Consider the following 20547-nt stretch of genomic DNA (forward strand, 5'->3'; position numbering starts at 1 on the left):
AGATGAAATTTTTTATTGACACAGCAAATTTGGCACAAATAAAAGAAGCACAAGAATTAGGTGTTTTGGACGGTGTAACAACTAACCCTTCTTTAATGGCCAAAGAGGGCATTACTGGTAAAGACAATATTTTAAAACATTATGTTGATATCTGTAACATTGTAGATGGTGATGTTTCTGCAGAAGTTATTGCTACAGAGTATGAAGCAATGATTAAAGAAGGTACGGAGCTGGCTGAATTGCACGAGCAAATTGTTGTAAAATTACCAATGATTAAAGACGGTGTAAAAGCGTGTAAGTATTTCTCTGATAAAGGAATAAGAACTAATGTAACACTAGTTTTTTCTGCAGGTCAAGCTTTATTAGCAGCTAAGGCAGGTGCAACTTATGTATCTCCTTTTATTGGAAGGTTAGATGATATTTCTACAGACGGTTTAAACTTAATTGCTGAGATTAGACATATATATGATAACTATGCATTTTCTACAGAGATTTTAGCAGCATCTGTTAGACATACAATGCACGTTATAGATTGTGCTAAAATTGGAGCAGATGTAATGACTGGTCCTTTATCTTCTATTGAAGGTTTATTAAAGCACCCTTTAACTGATAGTGGCTTAGCTAAATTTTTAGAAGATTACAAAAAAGGAAACTAGTTTCTAAAATTTTTAAGTATAAAAAAATCCCCTAAAATTATCTTAGGGGATTTTTATTTTTCATACAAGAGCTATATTAACGGTTAAAACTCACCATACATATTAGCAAAAGCATTTTTAATTTTGCCTTCTTTAGTAACAATTGCCCTGTTTAGTTTACCGTTAATTATTAAGGCATTATTTATAGTTTTAAGATTTTTTGCTCTGTACTGTGTATCTTGGTCTAAATTGTTAGACTTAATAATGTTTTCCCAACTTTGTTTGTCTGTTCTTAAACTTATACCAATAAATGTATTTTTATTATTAGGATTACTTTTTAATGTATTTACACGATTAATAATGTTTTTAAAATGCTTACTATTTTCTCCCATCCAAAAGTAAAAAACAACATTTTTTTGGTCTTCACTAATAGCTTTTAATGTTTTTTCTTTTCCGTTAAAACCTTCTAAGCTAATAGCTGGTAAGCTATTGTTTGGCTGTAAACGCTCTATATTTACAAATAATGAGTCTATTTCTGCTATATGTTTATTTTTACCTGCAATTTTATGTAAGCCGGTCATAAACAATTTATTATTCTCGTATGTGTCATCAGAACGTAAAAGGTAATTTAAAGCAACGTTTCTTATTAAGTTGTCTTTTAAGTTCTTTTCACCAACCATACTATCTATTAGTTTTAGTTGGTGCTCACTAAAATGTAGCTGATTTACATAATAACTTCCGTTTATTTCACAACCTTCTTTACAATTTATATAAGACATACCACCAAAGTGTTGCTTCATAAAATTATAATATGGAGTAATATAAGTGTAGTTAGAGTTATTATATGTTAAGTCTTTACGGTAAGCATAAAAATCTTCAGGTGGCTGTTTTAATGATTTTTCTTTTAAAGCTCTTCTATGTTTAAAAGGGTACTTTTCTTTGTATAAATATGTAGTGTAATCTATACCTGTTTTTGCTATTGTAACGGCATCATCAGACAAATTTGCATCAACCTTTAAATTATTTAATGCATTTATTTTTATGTCGTGTAAAGAATCTACTTTTTTACTAAACTCATTAGGTTCTAAAATGTACATTTTGTCTAAAATGTTCAATTCTTCATTTTCATGAGTTAAAAACATTTCAAGTAAAAAGTTGTTTATTTCTTGTCCAATACCATCAAAAACTAGAGATTCATCAAAATCTACAGTATTAACTCTAATTAATAAACTATCTCCTTTTTCTAGATAAATGTATTGTACTTCTTTGTGACCAAAATGGTATAGACCCTCTTCAGCCGAAGAATCTAATTCAAAAGCAAACCTGTTATTGTTGTCTAATTTACTAGAGCAAACCTTACGATCATCTTTGTAAAGAACAACACTATCGTTTTTAGGGTTTACAATTTCACCAGCAAAGTATATGTAGGGGGAGTTTTTTTGTTTCTCGCCGCAACTTATTAGTAAAGAAATGGAAAGAAAGAGTAAAAATTTATTCATATAGTAATAGCTAACGTTACACACAAATTTAATGAACCTTAAGGTGTACTATTGTTAATGTGTCGTTAAAAAAAATATTAGAAAGATGAAATACACGGTTTATTGGTTAAAATGTATTGGCATTAGGGGTTTAAATTCACTATTTTTGCACAAATTTTAAAATAAAAATATGCTATCAGTATCTAATTTATCTGTTCAATTTGGAAAAAGAGTCCTTTTTGATGATGTAAACGTAACTTTTACTCAAGGAAATTGTTATGGTATAATTGGTGCCAATGGTGCTGGTAAATCTACCTTTTTAAAAGTGTTATCTGGACAAATAGACCCTACTTCTGGACACGTGCATTTAGAAGCGGGTAAAAGAATGTCTATTTTAGAACAAAACCACAATGCTTATGATGAGTATACGGTACAAGAAACAGTGGTTATGGGTAACAAACCATTGTATAAAATTAAAAAGGAAATTGATGCACTTTATGCAGATTATAATGATGAAAATGCAGACAGAATAGGAGAGTTACAGGTGCTTTTTGAAGAAATGGATGGTTGGAATGCAGATAGTGCTGCAGCTACAATGTTATCTAACTTAGGTATATCAGAGGAGTTTCATTTCTCTTCAATGGCAGATTTAGATTCTAAACTAAAAGTACGTGTTTTATTGGCTCAGGCATTATTTGGTAGTCCAGATGTTTTAATTATGGATGAGCCTACCAACGACTTGGATTATGAAACTATTAACTGGCTAGAGCGCTTTTTAGCAGGTTATGATAATACAGTTATTGTAGTATCGCATGATAGACACTTTTTAGATGCAGTTTGTACTTCTATAGGTGATATAGATTTTGGTAAAATAAACTTGTACTCTGGTAACTATACTTTTTGGTATGAGAGTAGTCAACTTGCAGCAAGACAAAGAGCTCAGCAAAATAAAAAGGCAGAAGAAAAAGCAAAAGAACTACAAGAGTTTATTATGCGTTTTAGTGCCAATGTTGCTAAAAGTAAACAGGCTACTTCTAGAAAAAAAATGCTTTCTAAATTAAAGATTGATGACATTAAGCCATCTAGTAGAAGATATCCTGCAATAATTTTTGAAAGAGAAAGAGAGGCGGGAGATCAAATTTTAAATGTAGAAAACCTTTCGGCAACATCTGAAGATGGAGATTTACTATTTAAAAATGTAAATATTAATTTGGCAAAAGGAGATAAGGTTGCTATAATATCTAAAGATTCTAGGGCTAGTACTGCTTTTTATGAAATTATAAATAATAATAAACAAGCTGCTTCTGGTGAGTTTAAATGGGGTGTTACAACATCGCAGTCATATTTACCGGCAGACAACTCAGAATTTTTTAATAAACCAATAAACCTAGTAGATTGGTTGCGCCAATGGGCAAAAACAGAGGAAGAAAGAGAAGAAGTACATATTAGAGGGTTTTTAGGGAAAATGCTTTTTAGTGGAGAAGAAGGACTTAAAAAATGTACTGTATTATCTGGAGGAGAAAAAGTACGTTGTATGTTAAGTAGAATGATGATGCTAAGAGCTAATGTAGTAATGTTAGATGAGCCTACAAACCACTTAGATTTAGAAAGTATTACAGCTTTTAATAACTCTTTAAAAAACTTTAAAGGAACAGTTTTGTTTACAACACACGATCATGAGTTTGCTAACACTGTTGCTAACAGAATTATAGAGTTAACGCCTAATGGAGCTATAGATAGGTACTTAACGTTTGATGAGTATATGTCTGATAAGTCTATAAAAGAACAAAGAGCAAAGTTATACCAATCTTAATAAATTGTTACTTTACCGATAAAATGCACATTTTATAGTTGTATAGTAATGTAAAAGTTGTATATTGTCGGTGAACTTAAGCCGTTCACCGACAATTAAAATGATATTTACTTTTACATTCGTATGAAATTCCCCCTAATTCATCTAGTAATAGCTATGCTATCTGCAGGCTATTTATCAGCTCAAAACACTTCTGCAACTATTAATAACCAAGGGATGAACCCTAATTTTTCTATTGTAGAAAATACACAGCAGTCACAAACACACAAAACTTTATTAGCGGCTATGCAAGGATCAGATTTAGAAGATTTGTTACGTAACGATGGCCCTTTTACTGTATTTGCACCTAGTGATAAGGCATTTAGTAAAATGTCTTCTGAGAAATTAACTGAGTTGTTAAAAAGTGAAAATAAAAAGGACTTAACCTCTTTGCTTACATACCATATTATTGCCGGAAAAATATCTGCTTCTAAAATTTTAAAAGCAATGTGCCAAGGAAATGGAGTAGCAACTTACACTACCATACAGGGTAAAAAAATTGTTGCAACTATGAAGGGTACAGATATAATACTTACAGATGCATTAGGGCACTCTGCTAAAATTACAGCTGCAGATGCAGAACAATGTAATGGTGTTATGCATCTTATAGACAGCGTAATTTTACCAAAGCAGATTTAATTACGTTAATACATTAACGTAATTCTGCTCCTAATTTTTTCTCGTAGTTATTTCTAAGTTTAGACATAATTTTGTCTATTTGTTTGTCTTTTAGCGTGTCTTTATCATCAGATAATGTAAAGCTTACAGCGTAAGATTTTTTACCTTTTGGTAACTTGTCACCAGTGTAAACATCAAACAAGTTTACTTCTTTTAAAAATTTCTTTTCAGTTTCAAAAGCAATGTCATAAAGATCTTTAAAGTTTACTTTTGTATCTAATAGTAACGCAAAATCTCTTTTAACACTTGGGTACTTGCTAATTTCTTTAAAAACAATTGTGTTTTGCTTGGCTAATTTTATAATATTATCCCAGTTAAAATCGGCAAATAAAACCTCTTGCTTAATGTCAAAATCTGCTGTTATAGATGGTTTAATAACACCAAACTCTACCACAGCTAATTTATTTGCTTTTAGAGATAAACCTTCTTGAAAAACATCGTTCTCTACAGGAGAAGAACTTGTTTTACGAATACCAAGTTTGCTAAACACAGTTTCTATACAAGACTTTAAATAAAAGAAATCTGATTTGTTTTGAGTTGCGTACCAGTTTTCATCTTCTTGTTTACCTGTTAAAAACAGAGACAAGTGTTTGTTCTCTATTCTTTTGTCTAAGTAGTTGTGGTAAGTTTTACCAAATTCAAAAAACTTAAGGTTTAACTTTTTTCTATTAATGTTGTGTGATATTGCCTCTAAACCACTAAATAACATAGACTGTCTTAGTACAGATAAGTCTGAGCTAAGTGGATTAAGCATTGCTACAGAATTACTATCTTTTAAGTTTTCTGAGTGTTTATTGTAATCTATAGTGGTTAAACTATTAGCCATAATCTCGTAAAAACCTTGGCTAGCTAATTGGTTCCCTATTACATTTTGCAATTTGTAATCTTCAAACCTAGATGTTGTAGCTATAGATGCATTAAGTTTTGTTGTAAAGTTTATGTTGTTGTAACCATAAACTCTAAGTATTTCTTCAATAACATCTACTTGCCTTTGTACATCTACACGGTAAAAAGGAATAGCAAGTCCCATTCCAGATTCAGAAACATTCTTAACTTTAATATCTAAAGATGTTAAAATAGATTTTATGGTTTCTCCGGGTATGTTTTGTCCTATTAATTTGTTTATTTTTTCATAGGTTAAAAACACTTCGTGGTCTTCAACTCTTTTTGGATAAAGCTCTACAATGTCAGATGTTATGTCACCCCCTGCAATTTCTTTAATTAATGATGCAGCTCTGCGTAGCGCATACTCAACATTTTGTATATCTATACCTCTTTCAAACCTAAAAGAAGCATCAGTATTTAAACCGTGTCTTTTTGCAGTTTTACGTACAGACACCGGATTAAAGTAAGCACTTTCTAAAAATATTGCTGTAGTATTTTCTGTAACACCAGAATCTTTTCCTCCTAAAATACCAGCTATACATAGTGGTTTTTCTTCGTCACAAATCATTAAGTCTTCTTCGTGTAGTTCTCTTTCTACATCATCTAAAGTTGTAAACTTAGTGCCAGCAGCAACTGTTTTAACTTCTATTTTGTGACCTTTAATTTTATTAGCATCAAAAGCATGTAGTGGTTGCCCTAATTCATGTAAAACATAATTTGTAGCATCTACAACATTGTTTTTAGGTGTTAATCCTATAGAGCGTAATCTATTTTTTAACCAATCTGGAGAATCTTTAATCTCTAAATTACTAATTGTAACACCGCAATACCTTGGTGCTAGTTCGTTATTATCTACATCTACAGTAACTTTTAATGATCTATTTTCTACATTAAAGTTTGTTACAGGAGGTGTAATTAATTCTTTTTTAATTTCTTGTTGAATTAAACCGGCTCTTAAATCTCTTGCAACACCAAAATGGCTCATTGCATCTGCACGGTTAGGAGTTAAGCCTATTTCAAAAACAGTATCTAACTCAACCTCAAATATATCTGCACAAGGTGTGCCAGGTGTTAAGTCATCTGCTAAAACCATAATGCCTTCATGGCTTTGTCCTAAACCAAGTTCATCCTCGGCGCAAATCATTCCGTGACTTTCTTCACCACGTATTTTTCCTTTTTTTATTTTCCAGGCTTCACCCTCAGCAGTATATAAAGTAGTGCCAATAGTTGCTACTGGTACTTTTTGCCCTTTGTCTACGTTAGGAGCACCACAAACTATTTGTACAGGAGCATCTGCTCCAATATCTACAGTTGTTAATTTAAGTTTATCTGCGTTAGGGTGTTTTACACAAGTTAATACGTGCCCAACCACAATACCTTTTAGTCCGCCTTTAACACTTTCAAATTCAGAAATGCCTTCTACTTCTAAACCTAAATCTGTTAATAATTCTGCTGTTTTATCAGCTTCCCAATCAATATGTAAAAACTGTTTTAACCAGTTGTAAGATATTTTCATTTTAAAAATTTAAAACCCCAAAGATAGGACAATGAATATAGACATTCAACACATATTTACATCAATTGCCTTTTTTTATTGTAAGCTTTTCAATTATATTACGATTTTTACAAAAACCGCTTTATTATGAAGAAATTAGGAATTTTATTTATTATTTCAATTTTTGTTATTTCTTGTTCAGAACCCAAAAAAATAACACTGCAAAAGGGCAATTGGTTAGCAAAATTGCAAGTACAAGATAATAAAGACCTACCTTTTTCTTTTTTTATAGATTATAATGACCAGAACGAAATTGAAATACAGGTTTTTAATGCTGAAGAAGTAATTACTGTAGATGAAATTGTAGTAAAAAATGACTCTATAACTATTAAAATGCCTGTTTTTGAAGGATATTTAAAGGGGAAATTTACACCTCATAAAATTACAGGCAATTTTGTAAAAGAAAGTTTAGATAGGGTAGTGCCCTTTACAGCTATATATACTAATAATATTTTAGAACGATTTGCAACCACCAATTCTCCAAAAGTAAATGTAACAGGTATATGGGAAACTGTTTTTAGTCCTAATACAAATGAGAGTTACATAGCTAAAGGTATTTTTAAGCAGGTTGATGCTAAGGTAACAGGTACTTTTAGAACTACAACAGGAGATTATAGGTATTTAGAAGGTGTAGTAGATGGCGATTCTTTAAAGCTTTCTACTTTTGATGGTGCACACGCATTTTTATTTACAGCTAAAGCTACAGATTCTGTTTTAGAAGGGACTTTTTATTCTGGTAATCATTTTAAAGAGCCTTTTATTGCAAAAAGAAATAAAAGTTATGAATTGCCTGCGGATACTTCACTTACATATTTAAATGAGGGATATAAAAAATTAGATTTTTCATTTCCTGATGAAAATAATAATTTAATTTCTTTAACAGATGCAGCGTATAAAAACAAAGTGGTAATTGTACAAATTATGGGTACTTGGTGTCCTAATTGTTTAGATGAAACAAAATTTTTAACCGAGTTTTTAACTGAGCACAAGAATAAAGATTTAGAGATAATTTCTTTAGCTTTTGAGTATGCTAAAACTAAGGAAAGTGCTTTTAACAAAATAAGAAGGTTAAAAGAAAAAGTAAATGTGCCTTACCCAATTTTACTTGCTCAATATGGGAACTCTAGCAAGCAGCAAGCGCAGCAAAAATTACCTATGTTAAACCATATTTTATCGTACCCAACAACCATATTAATAGATAGAAATGGAGATGTGCGTAAAATACATACAGGTTTTAACGGTCCTGCTACAGGAGAAAAGTATAAAGAATTTAAAACCGATTTTACAAATACAATAAATAGACTATTAAAAGAAAAATCTACTAAATAATAGTAGATTTTCCTAAGCCTATGTTTTCATTGTTTAAATGTAAATACTCATCTGTATCTACAATGCTATTAGCAATATAGTCACCCACATAATCTGTTCCTAAAGTGCTGTCTGCATTTAAATCTGGTGTAACTACGTTGTTTAGTATTGCGTTTTCTACAGCCATATGTATAGCTTGTGCCTCTTCAATTAAACCGTGATGTTCTAGCAACATTGCAGCAGACAAAATTGCTGCTATAGGGTTAGCAATATCTAAACCGGTTGCTTGCGGAAAAGACCCGTGTATAGGTTCAAACATTGCGTTGTCTGCGCCTACAGATGCAGAAGCAAGTAAACCAATAGAACCTGTAATAACACTAGCCTCATCAGAAATAATGTCACCAAACATATTATTGGTTAAAATAACATCAAACTGTGATGGGTTTAAAATCATTTGCATAGCAGCATTATCAACAAATAGAAAGTCTAACTCTATTTCTGGGTAACTTTCACCTATTCTTGTAACTACTTTGCGCCATAATCTAGATGACTCCAAAACATTTGCTTTGTCTACAAGTGTTACTTTTTTTCTTCTGCTTTTAGCAGCTTTAAATGCTAAATGTGCAATTCTGCTTATTTCCTTTTCAGAATACTCACATAGGTCAGAAGCTACTGTTCCTTTTTCATTTATTTTTTTCTCTCCAAAATAAATGCCGCCAGTTAACTCTCTGTAAATAGTAAAATCTACTCCAGAAACAATTTCTTTTTTTAGTGGAGACCTATCTATTAAGCTTTGGTATACACGTACAGGTCTAATGTTGCTAAATAAACCTAATTCTTTTCTAAGTTTAAGTAAGCCTTGCTCTGGACGTACTTTAGCATTAGGATCATTGTCGTATTTTGGGTCGCCAATAGCGCCAAATAAAACAGCATCAGAATTTTTACAAAGTTCCAAGGTTTCATCTGGTAATGGGGTACCAGTTTGGTCTATGGCAGTAGCACCAACTAAAGCAGGGGAAAAGGTGAAATGGTGATTAAAAGTAGTCTCTACAGATTGTAGACATTTAACTGCTTGTGCAAGAACCTCTGGTCCTATACCATCACCGCTAAGAAGAGCTATTTTTAAGTTCATAATTATACCGTTGTTTCTATTTCTATTTTACAGACACTTATTATTTCGTGTATGTCTTCATCAACTACTTCTTTCTTTCTATCAGCATAGTTTAAAAACTCAGTATAAACAACATCTAATTGTGTTTTAGTAAGTTCATAACCTATATTTTTTGCTCTATATGCTAAAGCAGCTCTACCGCTACGTGCAGTAAGTACTATAGAAGATTCATTAACACCAACATCTGCGGGATCTATAATTTCGTACGTTTCTCTATTTTTAATTACTCCGTCTTGGTGTATACCAGAACTATGAGCAAAAGCATTTGCACCAACAATAGCTTTGTTAGGTTGTACAGGCATTCCCATTTTGTTAGAAACCATTAAACTGGTGTCATACAATAACTTGCTGTTAATGTCTGTATCTAAGTTAAGGTTAGGGTGTTGTCTTAAAATCATAACAACTTCTTCTAAAGAAGTGTTACCGGCACGTTCTCCAATGCCGTTTATTGTACATTCTATTTGCCTTGCACCATTCATAACACCGGCAATAGAGTTGGCAGTGGCTAAGCCTAAATCGTTATGGCAATGGCAAGATAAAATAGCCTTGTGTATACCTTCTACATTTTCGTATAAGTATTTCATTTTTGCACCATATTCTTCAGGTAAACAATATCCTGTGGTGTCTGGTATATTTAATACAGTTGCACCAGCTTTTACAACAGCAGAGCATACTTTTGCTAAAAACTCATTGTCTGTTCTACCAGCATCTTCTGCATAAAACTCTACATCTTCTACAAATGTTTTTGCATATTTTACAGCTGCTACAGCTCGTTCTATAATTTGCTCTTTATTAGAGTTAAATTTGTGTTTAATATGAGATTCAGATGTGCCAATCCCTGTATGTATTCTTGGTCTTTTAGCATATTTTACAGCTTCAGCAGCAACTTCTATATCTTTTTTCACTGCCCTTGTTAATCCACAAACTGTTGCATTTTTAACTAATTTAGATATTTCCATTACAGAATTAAAATCTCCTGGACTAGATATAGGGAAACCAGCTTCAATAACATCTACTCCCAATAAGTCTAAACGCTCTGCTATTATTAGCTTTTGCTTAGCGTCTAACTTACATCCTGGGACTTGCTCTCCGTCTCTTAACGTGGTGTCAAATATTTGAACTTTATCTTTACTCATTTTATTTATTTAATTTTGGGCTGCTATACGAATATATAGTCCTTTATTATTAATATTGAATCAACAAAAAAACATTTACAACGTTTAAGTGGTTTTTGTAAATATTAATTATTTGATAATCAGTTATTTAAATTGAATTTTTTACGATGACAACTCCTCATAAAGATGCCTTGTTTGTATTGGTAAAGTCGCTTTCTAAGTCAGAAAAGCGACAGTTTAAGTTGTATGTAGGTCGCTTAGGAGTTAACACAGATGCAAAATTTTTGTCTCTTTTTAATCTTTTAGATAAGGCTAAAACATATAATGAAAAAGTAATTTTAGATAGTGGTATAGTTAAAAAAGCACAACTATCTAACCTTAAAGCACACCTTTACAAACAAATTTTAGTTAGTTTAAGGTTAAACCCTGTAAACCAAAATATACGTGTACAAATTAGAGAGCAACTAGATTTTGCAACTATTTTATATCAAAAAGGGCTGTATAAGCAAAGCTTAAAGCTTTTAGATAAAGTAAAAGGCATAGCAATAGAAAACGAAGAAAAAAATATTGCTTATGAAATTGTTGAGTTAGAAAAAATTATAGAAACTCAATACATAACGCGTAGTATACCAGACAGGGCTAATGAGCTTGCTATACAAGCTAAAGAATTATCTGCACATAATGTAATGACAAGTAAACTTAGTAACTTGTCTCTGCAGTTGTACGGTATGATGTTAAAAGTGGGTTATGTACGTAGTGATGAAGATTTAAAGAAAGTGAAAACATACTTTAATGATCATTTACCTATTTACAATATTGAAGATTTAGGTTTTAGAGAAAAACTGTGGTTATACAAGGCTTATTTGTGGTACAGTTTTTTAACACAAGATTTTTTATCTTGTTACAAATATGCTAACAAATGGGTAGATCTTTTTTATGACAATAAAGAAATGATTTACCTAAATCCTGTTTTCTTTCTAAAGGGAAATCATTACTTATTAGAGTCATTATTTTATGTAAAATACAGCACTCAATTTAAAGCTACATTAACAAAAATGGAAGCTATGATAGAGAGTAAGAGCTTTCCAAAAAACGATAATATTTCTTCGTTAGCATTTTTGTATTTGAATTCAAATAAATTAAATCAGCACTTTTTAGAGGGTACTTTTGAAAAAGGCTTGTATTTGGTGCGTATTGTGGAGTACGGTATAAATAAGCATAAAGACCGTATAGACCAGCATCATATTATGCTTTTATACTACAAATGCGCTTGTTTGTATTTTGGTATAGGAGATAATAAAATGTGTATACAATACTTGAAAAAGATAATTAATAACAAAAATTTAAAAATGAGAGAAGATTTAATGTGCTTTTCTCGAGTATTAAGTTTAGTTGCGCATTATGAAGCAGGTATGGATTACCATTTAGAAGTACAACTTAAAAGCACCTATAAGTTTTTAATTAAAATGAATGATATGCACGCTGTGCAAAAGGAGATGATAAAATTTCTTAGAAACTTACGAGATATTTATCCTACAGATTTGCGCAACGAATTTAAAAAATTGCATACCGAGCTAAAGAAGTATGAAAATCATCCATACGAAAAAAGAGCCTTTTTGTATTTAGATATTATTTCTTGGTTAGAGAGTCATTTATATAACAAACCAGTTGGAGAAATTGTACGAGAAAAAGCTAAAAAATTAACACGATAAATTAAGAGCAAGCATCCCAAATAGGATCTTTAGGTAAAGGAGCTGTGATTTCTAATGGCTCCTTTTTTACAGGGTGAATAAAAGAAAGTTTACGAGCGTGTAAATGTATACCACCATCAGTATTACTACGATTAAATCCGTATTTTAAATCGCCTTTAATTGGGCATCCTATACCAGATAATTGTGATCTAATTTGATGATGTCTTCCTGTTTGTAAATTTATTTCTAGCAAGTAATAATTATCTAACTTTTTAAGTATTGTATAGTCTAAAATAGCTTTTTTACTGTCTGGTACTTCTTTTATGTTAGCGTAAGACTTGTTTTGTTTGGTGTTACGTTTTAGGTAATGTACAAGAGTTTCATTATTTTTTTTGGGCTGCTGTTTTACTACAGCCCAATATGTTTTTTTAGCATCTTTTTCTGCAAATAGTTTATTTAAACGTGGTAATGCTTTAGATGTTTTTGCAAAAACTACAATACCTGTAGTGGGCCTATCTAACCTATGTGCAACGCCAAGGTATACATTGCCCGGTTTATTGTATTTTTCTTTTATATACGCTTTTACAATATCACTTAGTGGGGCATCACCCGTTTTGTCTCCTTGTACAATGTCTCCAACACGCTTATTAATAGCAATAATGTGGTTGTCTTCATACAATACCTGAAGATTTTGAGGAGTAGAAACTTCTTTTTTTTGCAAAATAGATTGTTATTTAAAAAAATGTAAGAGCAAAAACTTTTTAGTATTGCTCCTCTTCATTAGGGAAGTCTTTAGTTTTTACATCATCTACGTATTGCGAAATTGCAGAACCCATTTCTTCATACAAATTCATATAACGCCTTAAAAAACGAGGGTTAAATTCCTTTGTCATACCCAAAAGATCATGTATAACTAATACTTGCCCATCTACATCACCACCAGCACCAATACCAATTACAGGTATAGTTAAACTTTCTGCAACTTCTTTAGCAAGTGTAGCTGGTATTTTTTCTAAAACAATAGCAAAACACCCTAATTTTTGAAGTAATAAAGCATCTTCTTTAAGCTTTTTAGCTTCTGCTTCTTCTTTAGCTCTTACTGTATATGTGCCAAATTTGTATATAGATTGTGGTGTTAACCCTAAATGTCCCATAACAGGTATGCCAGCGTTAAGTATACGTTTTACAGAATCTTTAATTTCTATACCTCCTTCTACTTTTATAGCGTGTGCACCACTTTCTTTCATAATACGTATTGCAGAACGCAGAGCTTCTTTTGGGTCACTCTGGTAACTACCAAAAGGAATATCAACAACAACTAAACATCTGTTAATAGCTCTTATTACAGAAGAAGCGTGGTATATCATTTGGTCTAATGTAATAGGTAAAGTAGTTTCATGACCAGCCATAACATTACTGGCAGAATCACCAACTAAAATTACATCTACATTAGCGTCATCTATAATTTTAGCCATAGAGTAATCATAGGCAGTAAGCATAGAAATGCGTTCTCCGTTTTTCTTCATATCTACGAGCGACTTAACGGTTACTCGTTTGTATTCTTTTTTGGCAACTGACATTGTAAGTTTTATTTAGTTTAGATGGGTTAAAATTATGAAAAAAGATTAAGAATTACTGTGTTTATCAAACTTAAGAATGTGATATATTTTTTATAAATTAATAAAAATTAATATGATGAAAAATATTTTACTCACATTTGCAATCTTATTTAGTGCTTTTGTATCTGCACAAGCTAACGAAGTTGATGTTAAAAATACAATAAACTTGTTTTTTGACGCTTTTCATAAGCAAGATTCGGTGCAATTAAAAGCGGTAGCTACTAACACTGTTATATTACAAACTATAGGAGCAGATAAAGATGGTAATACAGTTGTAAAAACAGAGAGTTATTCAGATTTTATAAAAAACATTGTAAGTATACCTGAAGAAGTAAATTTTAAAGAAAAGTTAACTTCATATACCATTAAGATAGATGGAGATATGGCCAATGCTTGGACAGAGTATGAATTTTGGCTAAATGGAAAATTTAGTCACTGTGGTGTAAATTCTTTTCAGTTATTTAAGGATAATGGTGAGTGGAAAATTATTTATTTAATAGATACAAGACGTAAAAAAGGGTGTAATTAATGTTAAGTTATTACATCATTTTCTCTTTTAAACTGTTCTCTTTGTTCTCCCTTAAGTTGTAACTGTTGTTCTATTTTATTTTTTGTTGGTCTTAAAAATAAAAAGTAAACAATAATAGCTACGGTAATGGCTAGGTAAAGTAAGTTGCTTTTAAATAAAGAAAATAGTAAACAAATAAAAGCTGCACCTTCTATAAAAGCGTATTTAAACAATAGAGCAGATTGGTAAACGTCTAGTTTTTGTTTTAATGATTTTTTATTTAAAACAGGTTCTATCTTCTTTTTAAAAACATAGTTGCCTAAAAAAATACCTGTAATAGCTACAAGCGGTACTAGTACAATATAAATACTGTTGGTTGGTATGTTAAATTCCCATTTTTGTTGTTGATAATACATAACAGCTGTAAAAAATATTAAACCAACAGAAAAGGCAATGTGCATTACAGACATTACCTTTAAAAATCCTTTAAATGTTAGTGAGTTTCTGTCCTCCATAGTTTATTTTACTGCCTTTTTATATGCTTCTTGTCCGCCAACAATTGGTAAAGTTATTTTTGTAGCATTAGTGTCTACAGTTAGTTCTGTTCCAGGTTTTGGTAAAATAGTAAATTGGTTATCACTAGAAAAAATAACTAAGCCTATTTGCTGACCAGCTTTTATAATTTGGTCATCTGGTTGTAAATTAAACGTCATAGTATAAAATTTACCAGGCTTTAATGGCTTGCTTTTAGATATAGATTTGTGGTTTTGAGGATCTGCCCAACCGCGAGTAATAATATTGTCTGTAATAACAGTGCCTTCAGTTGTGTTCCAAGGTAAAGAAACCAAAGCAACAGATAAATTTGCAGCTGGTTTACTACTAGCAATTTTTACAGTAATAGATGCTATACCAGATATGTGAATGTCCTTTGTTAACGTAGGGGTAGTAAACACCAATCTGTTTTTTGATGATGTAGCTTGCGCCAATTCTTCCATAGATATGTTGTGGTCATCAACTAAGGTTTCTGGAGCTTGCTTTTTTAGAGGATTTAATACTAATTTTCCTTGTTTAGGTGCTCCGTTTTTTAAATATAAAGTAACGTTAAATGCATTAGGGTTTGGGTATGCATCATAAGGAGTTGGGTTATTTGGACTATCATTTTCACGAACAATCCACGCTTTTTTATCGTTCTCAACACCATTTTTTACTCCGTGTAAATAACGAGTAAACCAACGGTTCATAATTTTAATAGGTGGCGGACCTCCGTGTCCGTTTTGGTGGTAATATATTTGTGTTGGTAATCCTTTTTCTTTAGCAGCTTTGTAAATACGGTAGCTATGTTCAGGCATAACATTCCAGTCGTTAAAGCCGTGAGACATTAATAAAGCTGCTTTCATAGGTCCCATTTTGTTAAGGTAATCACGTCCTGCCCAAAATTCATTGTAATCTCCGGTCTCCCTGTCTAAACCGTTTTTTAGCTCGGTATCTCTAATAGTTTTATTGTTATAAGCACGTTTGGCAGGGTCTCCACTGTGTATAAAATCATATAATACATCTATATCTTCACCTAAATAACCTCCAGGACTCCTAACCAAACCGTTAGAGCGGTAGTAGTGGTATGATGATGTATTTGGAGCAATAGGTATGATAGCTTCTAAACCATCTACACCAGTAGTGGCAGCAGCAAGTGGAATTGTACCGTTGTATGATGTTCCCGTCATACCTACTTTTCCGGTAGACCAAAATGCTTTTACTTCTTCATTGTTATCAGGAGAGGTGTATCCTTTAGCGCGTCCGCAAAGCCAATCTATAACAGCTTTTGGAGCAAGAGCTTCGTTTGGACCACCAACTGTAGGCGCACCTTGAGAGAATCCTGTTCCTGGAGCAGATGTATGTACTACAATGTATCCTCTAGGAACCCATTTTTTTATATGTGAGTTAGATATTATTGGGCGTTTGCCTTTACGTACTACCTCTGGGTGAGAACGTTCTGGAGCTTTTTTACCAAGTTCATGCTTTACATTCCAAAATAAACCTTCTTCAGCGCCAGTAGCTGTGCCTGCGTAATACGGACTAGAACATAAGATAATAGGAAGTTTTAGGTCTTCCGTTTCAGTTTGCTCTGGTCTTGTAACACTAACATGCATACGGTCTAATTTGCCGTCGCCATCAGTATCAAAAGTAGTTTCTACAAATAGATCATGACGTATCCATTTATCAGGATTATTAAAACCTTCTACAATTTGTGCTTCACCATCTTTAAAAACAGGAGTAGTTTTTTGGGTTTGTGCAATACCAACAATCGATATTAAAAAAAATAAAAAATTAAAAATATTGCGTACGCTAGGTTGTCTTTTATTCATAATAAATATTTTGCATTACAAGTGTTTAACAATCACTTAAAAATACACCAACAGCTAAACCACCTGTAGATGTTTCTTTGTATTTAGAGTTCATATCTTTTGCAGTTTCCCACATTGTATTAATTACTTTATCTATAGGTACTTTTACATTTGCAGGATCTGTGTCTAAGGCAAGTTCTGCAGCGTTAATTGCTTTTATGGCTCCCATAGAGTTACGTTCTATACAAGGTACCTGTACCAAACCACCTATAGGGTCACAAGTTAAGCCTAAGTGGTGTTCCATGGCTATTTCTGCAGCCATTAAAACTTGTTCTGGTGTACCGCCTAGTAATTCTGTTAGTGCACCAGCTGCCATTGCAGATGACACGCCAATTTCTGCTTGGCAACCACCCATAGCGGCAGATATTGTAGCTCCTTTTTTAAATAAACTACCAATTTCTCCGGCTACCAATAAAAACTTTTTTATGTGACTAAAATTTGCATTATGGTTTTCAATAACCATATAATACATTAAAACGGCAGGTATTACACCAGCACTACCATTAGTAGGTGCGGTAACTACTCTTCCTAAAGAGGCATTAACCTCGTTAACACTTAGTGCAAAACAGCTAACCCATTTAAGTATTTGTCTAAACTTAACTTCAGTTTTACGTATAGTTTGCAGCCATTCTTCAGGAGAGTTGTAACTAAGGTCTCCTTTTAGTTTTTCATGCATATCAAAAGCACGTCTACGAACATTTAAACCACCAGGTAAAGTACCTTGTGTGTGGCAGCCAATATGCATACACTCTAGCATAGTATCCCAAACAGCTTTTAAGTCGGTATCTACTTGTTCTGGTGTACGTAAAGATAGTTCGTTCTCTAAAACTATGTCAGAGATAGATTTATTACCCTCATTACAGTGTTCTAAAAGAGCAACTCCAGAATTTATAGGATGCGGAAAAGTTTTAAATACTTGTATATTTTCTTTGGCGTGTACTCTTTCTTCTTTAACAACAAAACCGCCACCAATAGAATAAAAAGTATCCTCGTAAATGGTACCGTTGTCTAAAGTGGCAGAAAACTTAATACCGTTTGCATGAAATGGCAAAGAAGTTTTTAAAAACACAATATGCTCTGTAGTATTATATGTAATGGCATATTTACCAAGTAATAATAATTGGTTATTTTTTTTTATGGTGTCTATAATAATACCAATATTTTGTACTTGCATAGTTACAGGATCTTCACCAGAGAGTCCTAACATAACTGCAAGGTCTGTGGCGTGCCCTTTACCAGTTAAAGATAATGAGCCATACAATTCTGTATGTATAGTTTTTACACTATTTATAGGGTGCTTCTCTTGTAATTCCTGCAAAAATCGCTCTGCAGCTCTCCAAGGTCCTAGAGTGTGTGAGCTAGATGGCCCCACACCAATTTTAAGCATATCAAAAACACTGATACATTCCATTTACGAAAACGTTTTATTACTGTGGACAAATATACATTTTGGAATCATATATTATACCTTTTTATAGTTTTTGTTTGTTTACAGTTATAATGTGGTCTTTGGTTAAATATACTTAGAATTTTAAAAAAATAGAAGTGGCACTGCCACCTTGTCATATTTTGTTTGCTTGGCATATTGTTTGTCTATCTAAAAGCAAAATATAAATATAAACGCTAATTTATTTAAGTAATATAATATGAGTAAAATTATTGGTATAGATTTAGGTACAACCAATTCTTGTGTTTCTGTAATGGAAGGGAATGAAGCGGTTGTTATTCCAAATGCAGAAGGGAAAAGAACAACGCCATCTGTAATTGCATTTGTAGAAGGAGGAGAAATTAAGGTTGGTGACCCTGCTAAAAGACAAGCGGTTACAAATCCTAATAAAACCATATATTCTATAAAACGTTTTATGGGGAACAAATACTCTGAGTCTAGCAAAGAAGCAGATAGAGTACCTTATAAAGTGGTAAAAGGAGATAACGATACGCCTAGAGTTGATATAGATGGACGTTTATACTCTCCACAAGAGTTGTCTGCAATGATTCTTCAAAAAATGAAGAAAACTGCAGAAGATTATTTAGGACAAGATGTTTCTAGAGCTGTAATTACAGTTCCTGCATATTTTAATGATGCGCAAAGACAAGCTACTAAAGAAGCTGGTGAAATTGCTGGTTTAACAGTAGAGCGTATTATTAACGAGCCAACTGCTGCTTCTTTAGCATACGGTATGGACAAAAAAGATACTGACCAAAAAATAGTAGTTTTTGATTTTGGTGGTGGTACACATGATGTATCTATATTAGAATTAGGAGATGGTGTTTTTGAAGTATTATCTACAGACGGAGATACACACTTAGGTGGTGATGATGTTGATCAAAAAATTATAGATTGGTTAGCTGATGAATTCAAGAGTGAAGAAAGCATAGATTTACGTCAAGATGCAATGGCTTTACAACGTTTACGTGAAGCTGCTGAAAAAGCTAAAATTGAATTGTCTTCTTCTGCACAAACAGAAATTAACTTACCATACGTAACTGCTACAGCTTCTGGGCCAAAGCACTTAGTACGTACATTAACTTTAGCTAAATTTAATCAGTTAATTGATGATTTAGTAAAAAGAACAATAGCACCTTGTGAGTCTGCTTTAAAATCAGCAGGTTTATCTAAGAGTGATATTGATGAGATAATTTTAGTTGGTGGTTCTACACGTATCCCAGCAGTACAAGAAGCAGTAGAAAAATTCTTTGGTAAAAAACCATCAAAAGGTGTTAACCCAGATGAGGTTGTTGCAGTAGGTGCAGCTATACAAGGTGGTGTTTTAACTGGTGATGTTAAAGATGTATTATTATTAGATGTTACACCATTATCTTTAGGTATTGAAACTATGGGTAGTGTAATGACTAAGTTAATTGAGGCTAACACTACAATACCAACTAAAAAATCGCAGGTATTCTCTACAGCAGCAGATAATCAGCCATCTGTAGAAATACACGTTTTACAAGGAGAGCGTCCAATGGCTAATGACAACAAAACAATTGGTCGTTTTCATTTAGATGGTATTCCACCAGCACAAAGAGGTGTTCCGCAAATTGAGGTAACTTTTGATATTGATGCAAACGGTATTATAAAAGTATCTGCAACAGATAAAGCTACAGGTAAATCTCAAGACATTAGAATTGAAGCTTCTTCTGGTTTAACTGAAGAAGAAATCAAGAAAATGAAAGCTGAAGCTGAAGCTAATGCAGAAGCAGATAAAAAAGCTAAAGAAACTGCAGATAAGTTAAATGAAGCAGATGGAATGATTTTTCAAACAGAAAAGCAATTAAAAGAGTTTGGAGATAAAATATCTGATGCTAATAAAAAACCAGTAGAAGAAGCTTTAGAAGAGTTAAAGAAAGCTTATGAAACAAAAGACTTAGCAGTTATTGCTCCTGCTTTAGATAAAATTAATGAAGCTTGGAAAGGTGCTTCTGAGGAAATGTACAAAGCTCAAGCAGAAGCTCAGGGTGGTGCAGCTCCAGGACCAGATGCAGCTGCAGGTGCAGAAGCAAAAGAAGGAGATGACGTAGAAGATGTTGATTTTGAAGAAGTAAAATAACATTTTTTATAACTATATTAAAACCCACTAAATTAATTTTTAGTGGGTTTTTTAGTACATATAACTACAATTTTTACGTTGCATTTTATTTTTTATGAG

The 20547-nt window shown here is 32.4% G+C and carries 16 protein-coding genes; 7 read left to right on the forward strand and 9 right to left on the reverse strand.

The window, feature by feature from the left end; translation table 11 throughout:
* Positions 1-2: 2 nt before the first annotated feature.
* Positions 3-656, forward strand: a complete 654-nt coding sequence (gene fsa / locus CELLY_RS13415) for a fructose-6-phosphate aldolase (RefSeq protein WP_013622225.1) — start codon at positions 3-5, stop codon at positions 654-656.
* A gap of 83 nt (positions 657-739) precedes the next feature.
* On the opposite strand, the gene CELLY_RS13420 is transcribed toward fsa, so the two are convergent.
* The gene (locus tag CELLY_RS13420; protein ID WP_013622226.1) at positions 740-2134 is read right to left on the reverse strand and encodes a hypothetical protein; all 1395 of its coding nucleotides are present in this window, start codon (positions 2132-2134) and stop codon (positions 740-742) included.
* 169 nt (positions 2135-2303) lie between these two features.
* Between CELLY_RS13420 and CELLY_RS13425 the strand changes: the two genes are divergently transcribed.
* Positions 2304-3926, forward strand: a complete 1623-nt coding sequence (locus CELLY_RS13425; protein WP_013622227.1) for an ABC-F family ATP-binding cassette domain-containing protein — start codon at positions 2304-2306, stop codon at positions 3924-3926.
* Positions 3927-4049: 123 nt separating this feature from the next.
* Positions 4050-4604: a fasciclin domain-containing protein gene (locus CELLY_RS13430; protein ID WP_034644641.1), complete on the forward strand. Its 555-nt coding sequence runs from the start codon at positions 4050-4052 to the stop codon at positions 4602-4604.
* Between the two features lie 13 nt (positions 4605-4617).
* On the opposite strand, the gene pheT is transcribed toward CELLY_RS13430, so the two are convergent.
* Positions 4618-7044 carry a phenylalanine--tRNA ligase subunit beta gene (pheT, locus tag CELLY_RS13435; protein WP_013622229.1) on the reverse strand — a complete coding sequence of 809 codons (2427 nt, stop codon included), beginning with the start codon at positions 7042-7044 and terminating at the stop codon, positions 4618-4620.
* 126 nt (positions 7045-7170) lie between these two features.
* Between pheT and CELLY_RS13440 the strand changes: the two genes are divergently transcribed.
* A complete protein-coding gene (locus CELLY_RS13440; RefSeq protein WP_013622230.1) occupies positions 7171-8412 on the forward strand; it encodes a peroxiredoxin family protein in 1242 nt (413 codons plus the stop codon).
* Here the strand turns inward: CELLY_RS13440 and leuB are convergent.
* On the reverse strand, positions 8405-9523 hold the full coding sequence (gene leuB, locus CELLY_RS13445) for a 3-isopropylmalate dehydrogenase (RefSeq protein ID WP_013622231.1): 1119 nt from the start codon (positions 9521-9523) through the stop codon (positions 8405-8407). The two genes, CELLY_RS13440 and leuB, sit on opposite strands and share 8 nt — an antisense overlap.
* Positions 9524-9525: 2 nt before the next feature.
* Positions 9526-10698, reverse strand: a complete 1173-nt coding sequence (locus CELLY_RS13450) for a 2-isopropylmalate synthase (RefSeq protein WP_013622232.1) — start codon at positions 10696-10698, stop codon at positions 9526-9528.
* Positions 10699-10844: 146 nt separating this feature from the next.
* Between CELLY_RS13450 and CELLY_RS13455 the strand changes: the two genes are divergently transcribed.
* The gene (locus tag CELLY_RS13455; protein ID WP_013622233.1) at positions 10845-12389 is read left to right on the forward strand and encodes a hypothetical protein; all 1545 of its coding nucleotides are present in this window, start codon (positions 10845-10847) and stop codon (positions 12387-12389) included.
* Position 12390: 1 nt separating this feature from the next.
* On the opposite strand, the gene CELLY_RS13460 is transcribed toward CELLY_RS13455, so the two are convergent.
* Positions 12391-13089, reverse strand: coding sequence for an RluA family pseudouridine synthase (locus CELLY_RS13460; protein ID WP_013622234.1), 699 nt, complete (start codon positions 13087-13089; stop codon positions 12391-12393).
* Positions 13090-13129: 40 nt separating this feature from the next.
* Positions 13130-13948 (reverse strand): 3-methyl-2-oxobutanoate hydroxymethyltransferase, encoded by an 819-nt coding sequence (gene panB / locus CELLY_RS13465; RefSeq protein WP_013622235.1) that lies wholly within the window; start codon positions 13946-13948, stop codon positions 13130-13132.
* 115 nt (positions 13949-14063) lie between these two features.
* Here panB and CELLY_RS13470 point away from each other — a divergent pair, with 115 nt between their 5' ends.
* The gene (locus tag CELLY_RS13470) at positions 14064-14516 is read left to right on the forward strand and encodes a hypothetical protein (protein WP_013622236.1); all 453 of its coding nucleotides are present in this window, start codon (positions 14064-14066) and stop codon (positions 14514-14516) included.
* A gap of 2 nt (positions 14517-14518) precedes the next feature.
* Here the strand turns inward: CELLY_RS13470 and CELLY_RS13475 are convergent, their stop codons facing one another.
* The 3 genes from CELLY_RS13475 to CELLY_RS13485 are packed head-to-tail and all read right to left on the reverse strand — an operon-like array spanning position 14519 to position 18308.
* Positions 14519-15010 carry a hypothetical protein gene (locus CELLY_RS13475; RefSeq protein WP_013622237.1) on the reverse strand — a complete coding sequence of 164 codons (492 nt, stop codon included), beginning with the start codon at positions 15008-15010 and terminating at the stop codon, positions 14519-14521.
* A 3-nt stretch (positions 15011-15013) separates the two neighbouring features.
* Complete coding sequence (locus CELLY_RS13480) at positions 15014-16858, reverse strand: Xaa-Pro dipeptidyl-peptidase (protein WP_013622238.1); 1845 nt, start codon at positions 16856-16858, stop codon at positions 15014-15016.
* Between the two features lie 25 nt (positions 16859-16883).
* Positions 16884-18308, reverse strand: coding sequence for an L-serine ammonia-lyase (locus CELLY_RS13485; RefSeq protein WP_013622239.1), 1425 nt, complete (start codon positions 18306-18308; stop codon positions 16884-16886).
* Positions 18309-18543: 235 nt separating this feature from the next.
* Between CELLY_RS13485 and dnaK the strand changes: the two genes are divergently transcribed.
* Positions 18544-20448 carry a molecular chaperone DnaK gene (gene dnaK / locus CELLY_RS13490; protein WP_013622240.1) on the forward strand — a complete coding sequence of 635 codons (1905 nt, stop codon included), beginning with the start codon at positions 18544-18546 and terminating at the stop codon, positions 20446-20448.
* Positions 20449-20547: the final 99 nt, after the last annotated feature.

Origin of the sequence: Cellulophaga lytica DSM 7489 (assembly GCF_000190595.1) — a bacterium.
Lineage (GTDB): Bacteria > Bacteroidota > Bacteroidia > Flavobacteriales > Flavobacteriaceae > Cellulophaga > Cellulophaga lytica.

Bases quoted from the DNA above. Each gene is read 5' to 3' on its own strand.
- fsa (WP_013622225.1), top strand. From the start codon at position 3: ATGAAATTTTTTATTGACACAGCAAATTTGGCACAAATAAAAGAAGCA.
- CELLY_RS13420 (WP_013622226.1), bottom strand. From the start codon at position 2,134: ATGAATAAATTTTTACTCTTTCTTTCCATTTCTTTACTAATAAGTTGC.
- CELLY_RS13425 (WP_013622227.1), top strand. From the start codon at position 2,304: ATGCTATCAGTATCTAATTTATCTGTTCAATTTGGAAAAAGAGTCCTT.
- CELLY_RS13430 (WP_034644641.1), top strand. From the start codon at position 4,050: ATGAAATTCCCCCTAATTCATCTAGTAATAGCTATGCTATCTGCAGGC.
- pheT (WP_013622229.1), bottom strand. From the start codon at position 7,044: ATGAAAATATCTTACAACTGGTTAAAACAGTTTTTACATATTGATTGG.
- CELLY_RS13440 (WP_013622230.1), top strand. From the start codon at position 7,171: ATGAAGAAATTAGGAATTTTATTTATTATTTCAATTTTTGTTATTTCT.
- leuB (WP_013622231.1), bottom strand. From the start codon at position 9,523: ATGAACTTAAAAATAGCTCTTCTTAGCGGTGATGGTATAGGACCAGAG.
- CELLY_RS13450 (WP_013622232.1), bottom strand. From the start codon at position 10,698: ATGAGTAAAGATAAAGTTCAAATATTTGACACCACGTTAAGAGACGGA.
- CELLY_RS13455 (WP_013622233.1), top strand. From the start codon at position 10,845: ATGACAACTCCTCATAAAGATGCCTTGTTTGTATTGGTAAAGTCGCTT.
- panB (WP_013622235.1), bottom strand. From the start codon at position 13,948: ATGTCAGTTGCCAAAAAAGAATACAAACGAGTAACCGTTAAGTCGCTC.
- CELLY_RS13470 (WP_013622236.1), top strand. From the start codon at position 14,064: ATGAAAAATATTTTACTCACATTTGCAATCTTATTTAGTGCTTTTGTA.
- CELLY_RS13475 (WP_013622237.1), bottom strand. From the start codon at position 15,010: ATGGAGGACAGAAACTCACTAACATTTAAAGGATTTTTAAAGGTAATG.
- CELLY_RS13480 (WP_013622238.1), bottom strand. From the start codon at position 16,858: ATGAATAAAAGACAACCTAGCGTACGCAATATTTTTAATTTTTTATTT.
- CELLY_RS13485 (WP_013622239.1), bottom strand. From the start codon at position 18,308: ATGGAATGTATCAGTGTTTTTGATATGCTTAAAATTGGTGTGGGGCCA.
- dnaK (WP_013622240.1), top strand. From the start codon at position 18,544: ATGAGTAAAATTATTGGTATAGATTTAGGTACAACCAATTCTTGTGTT.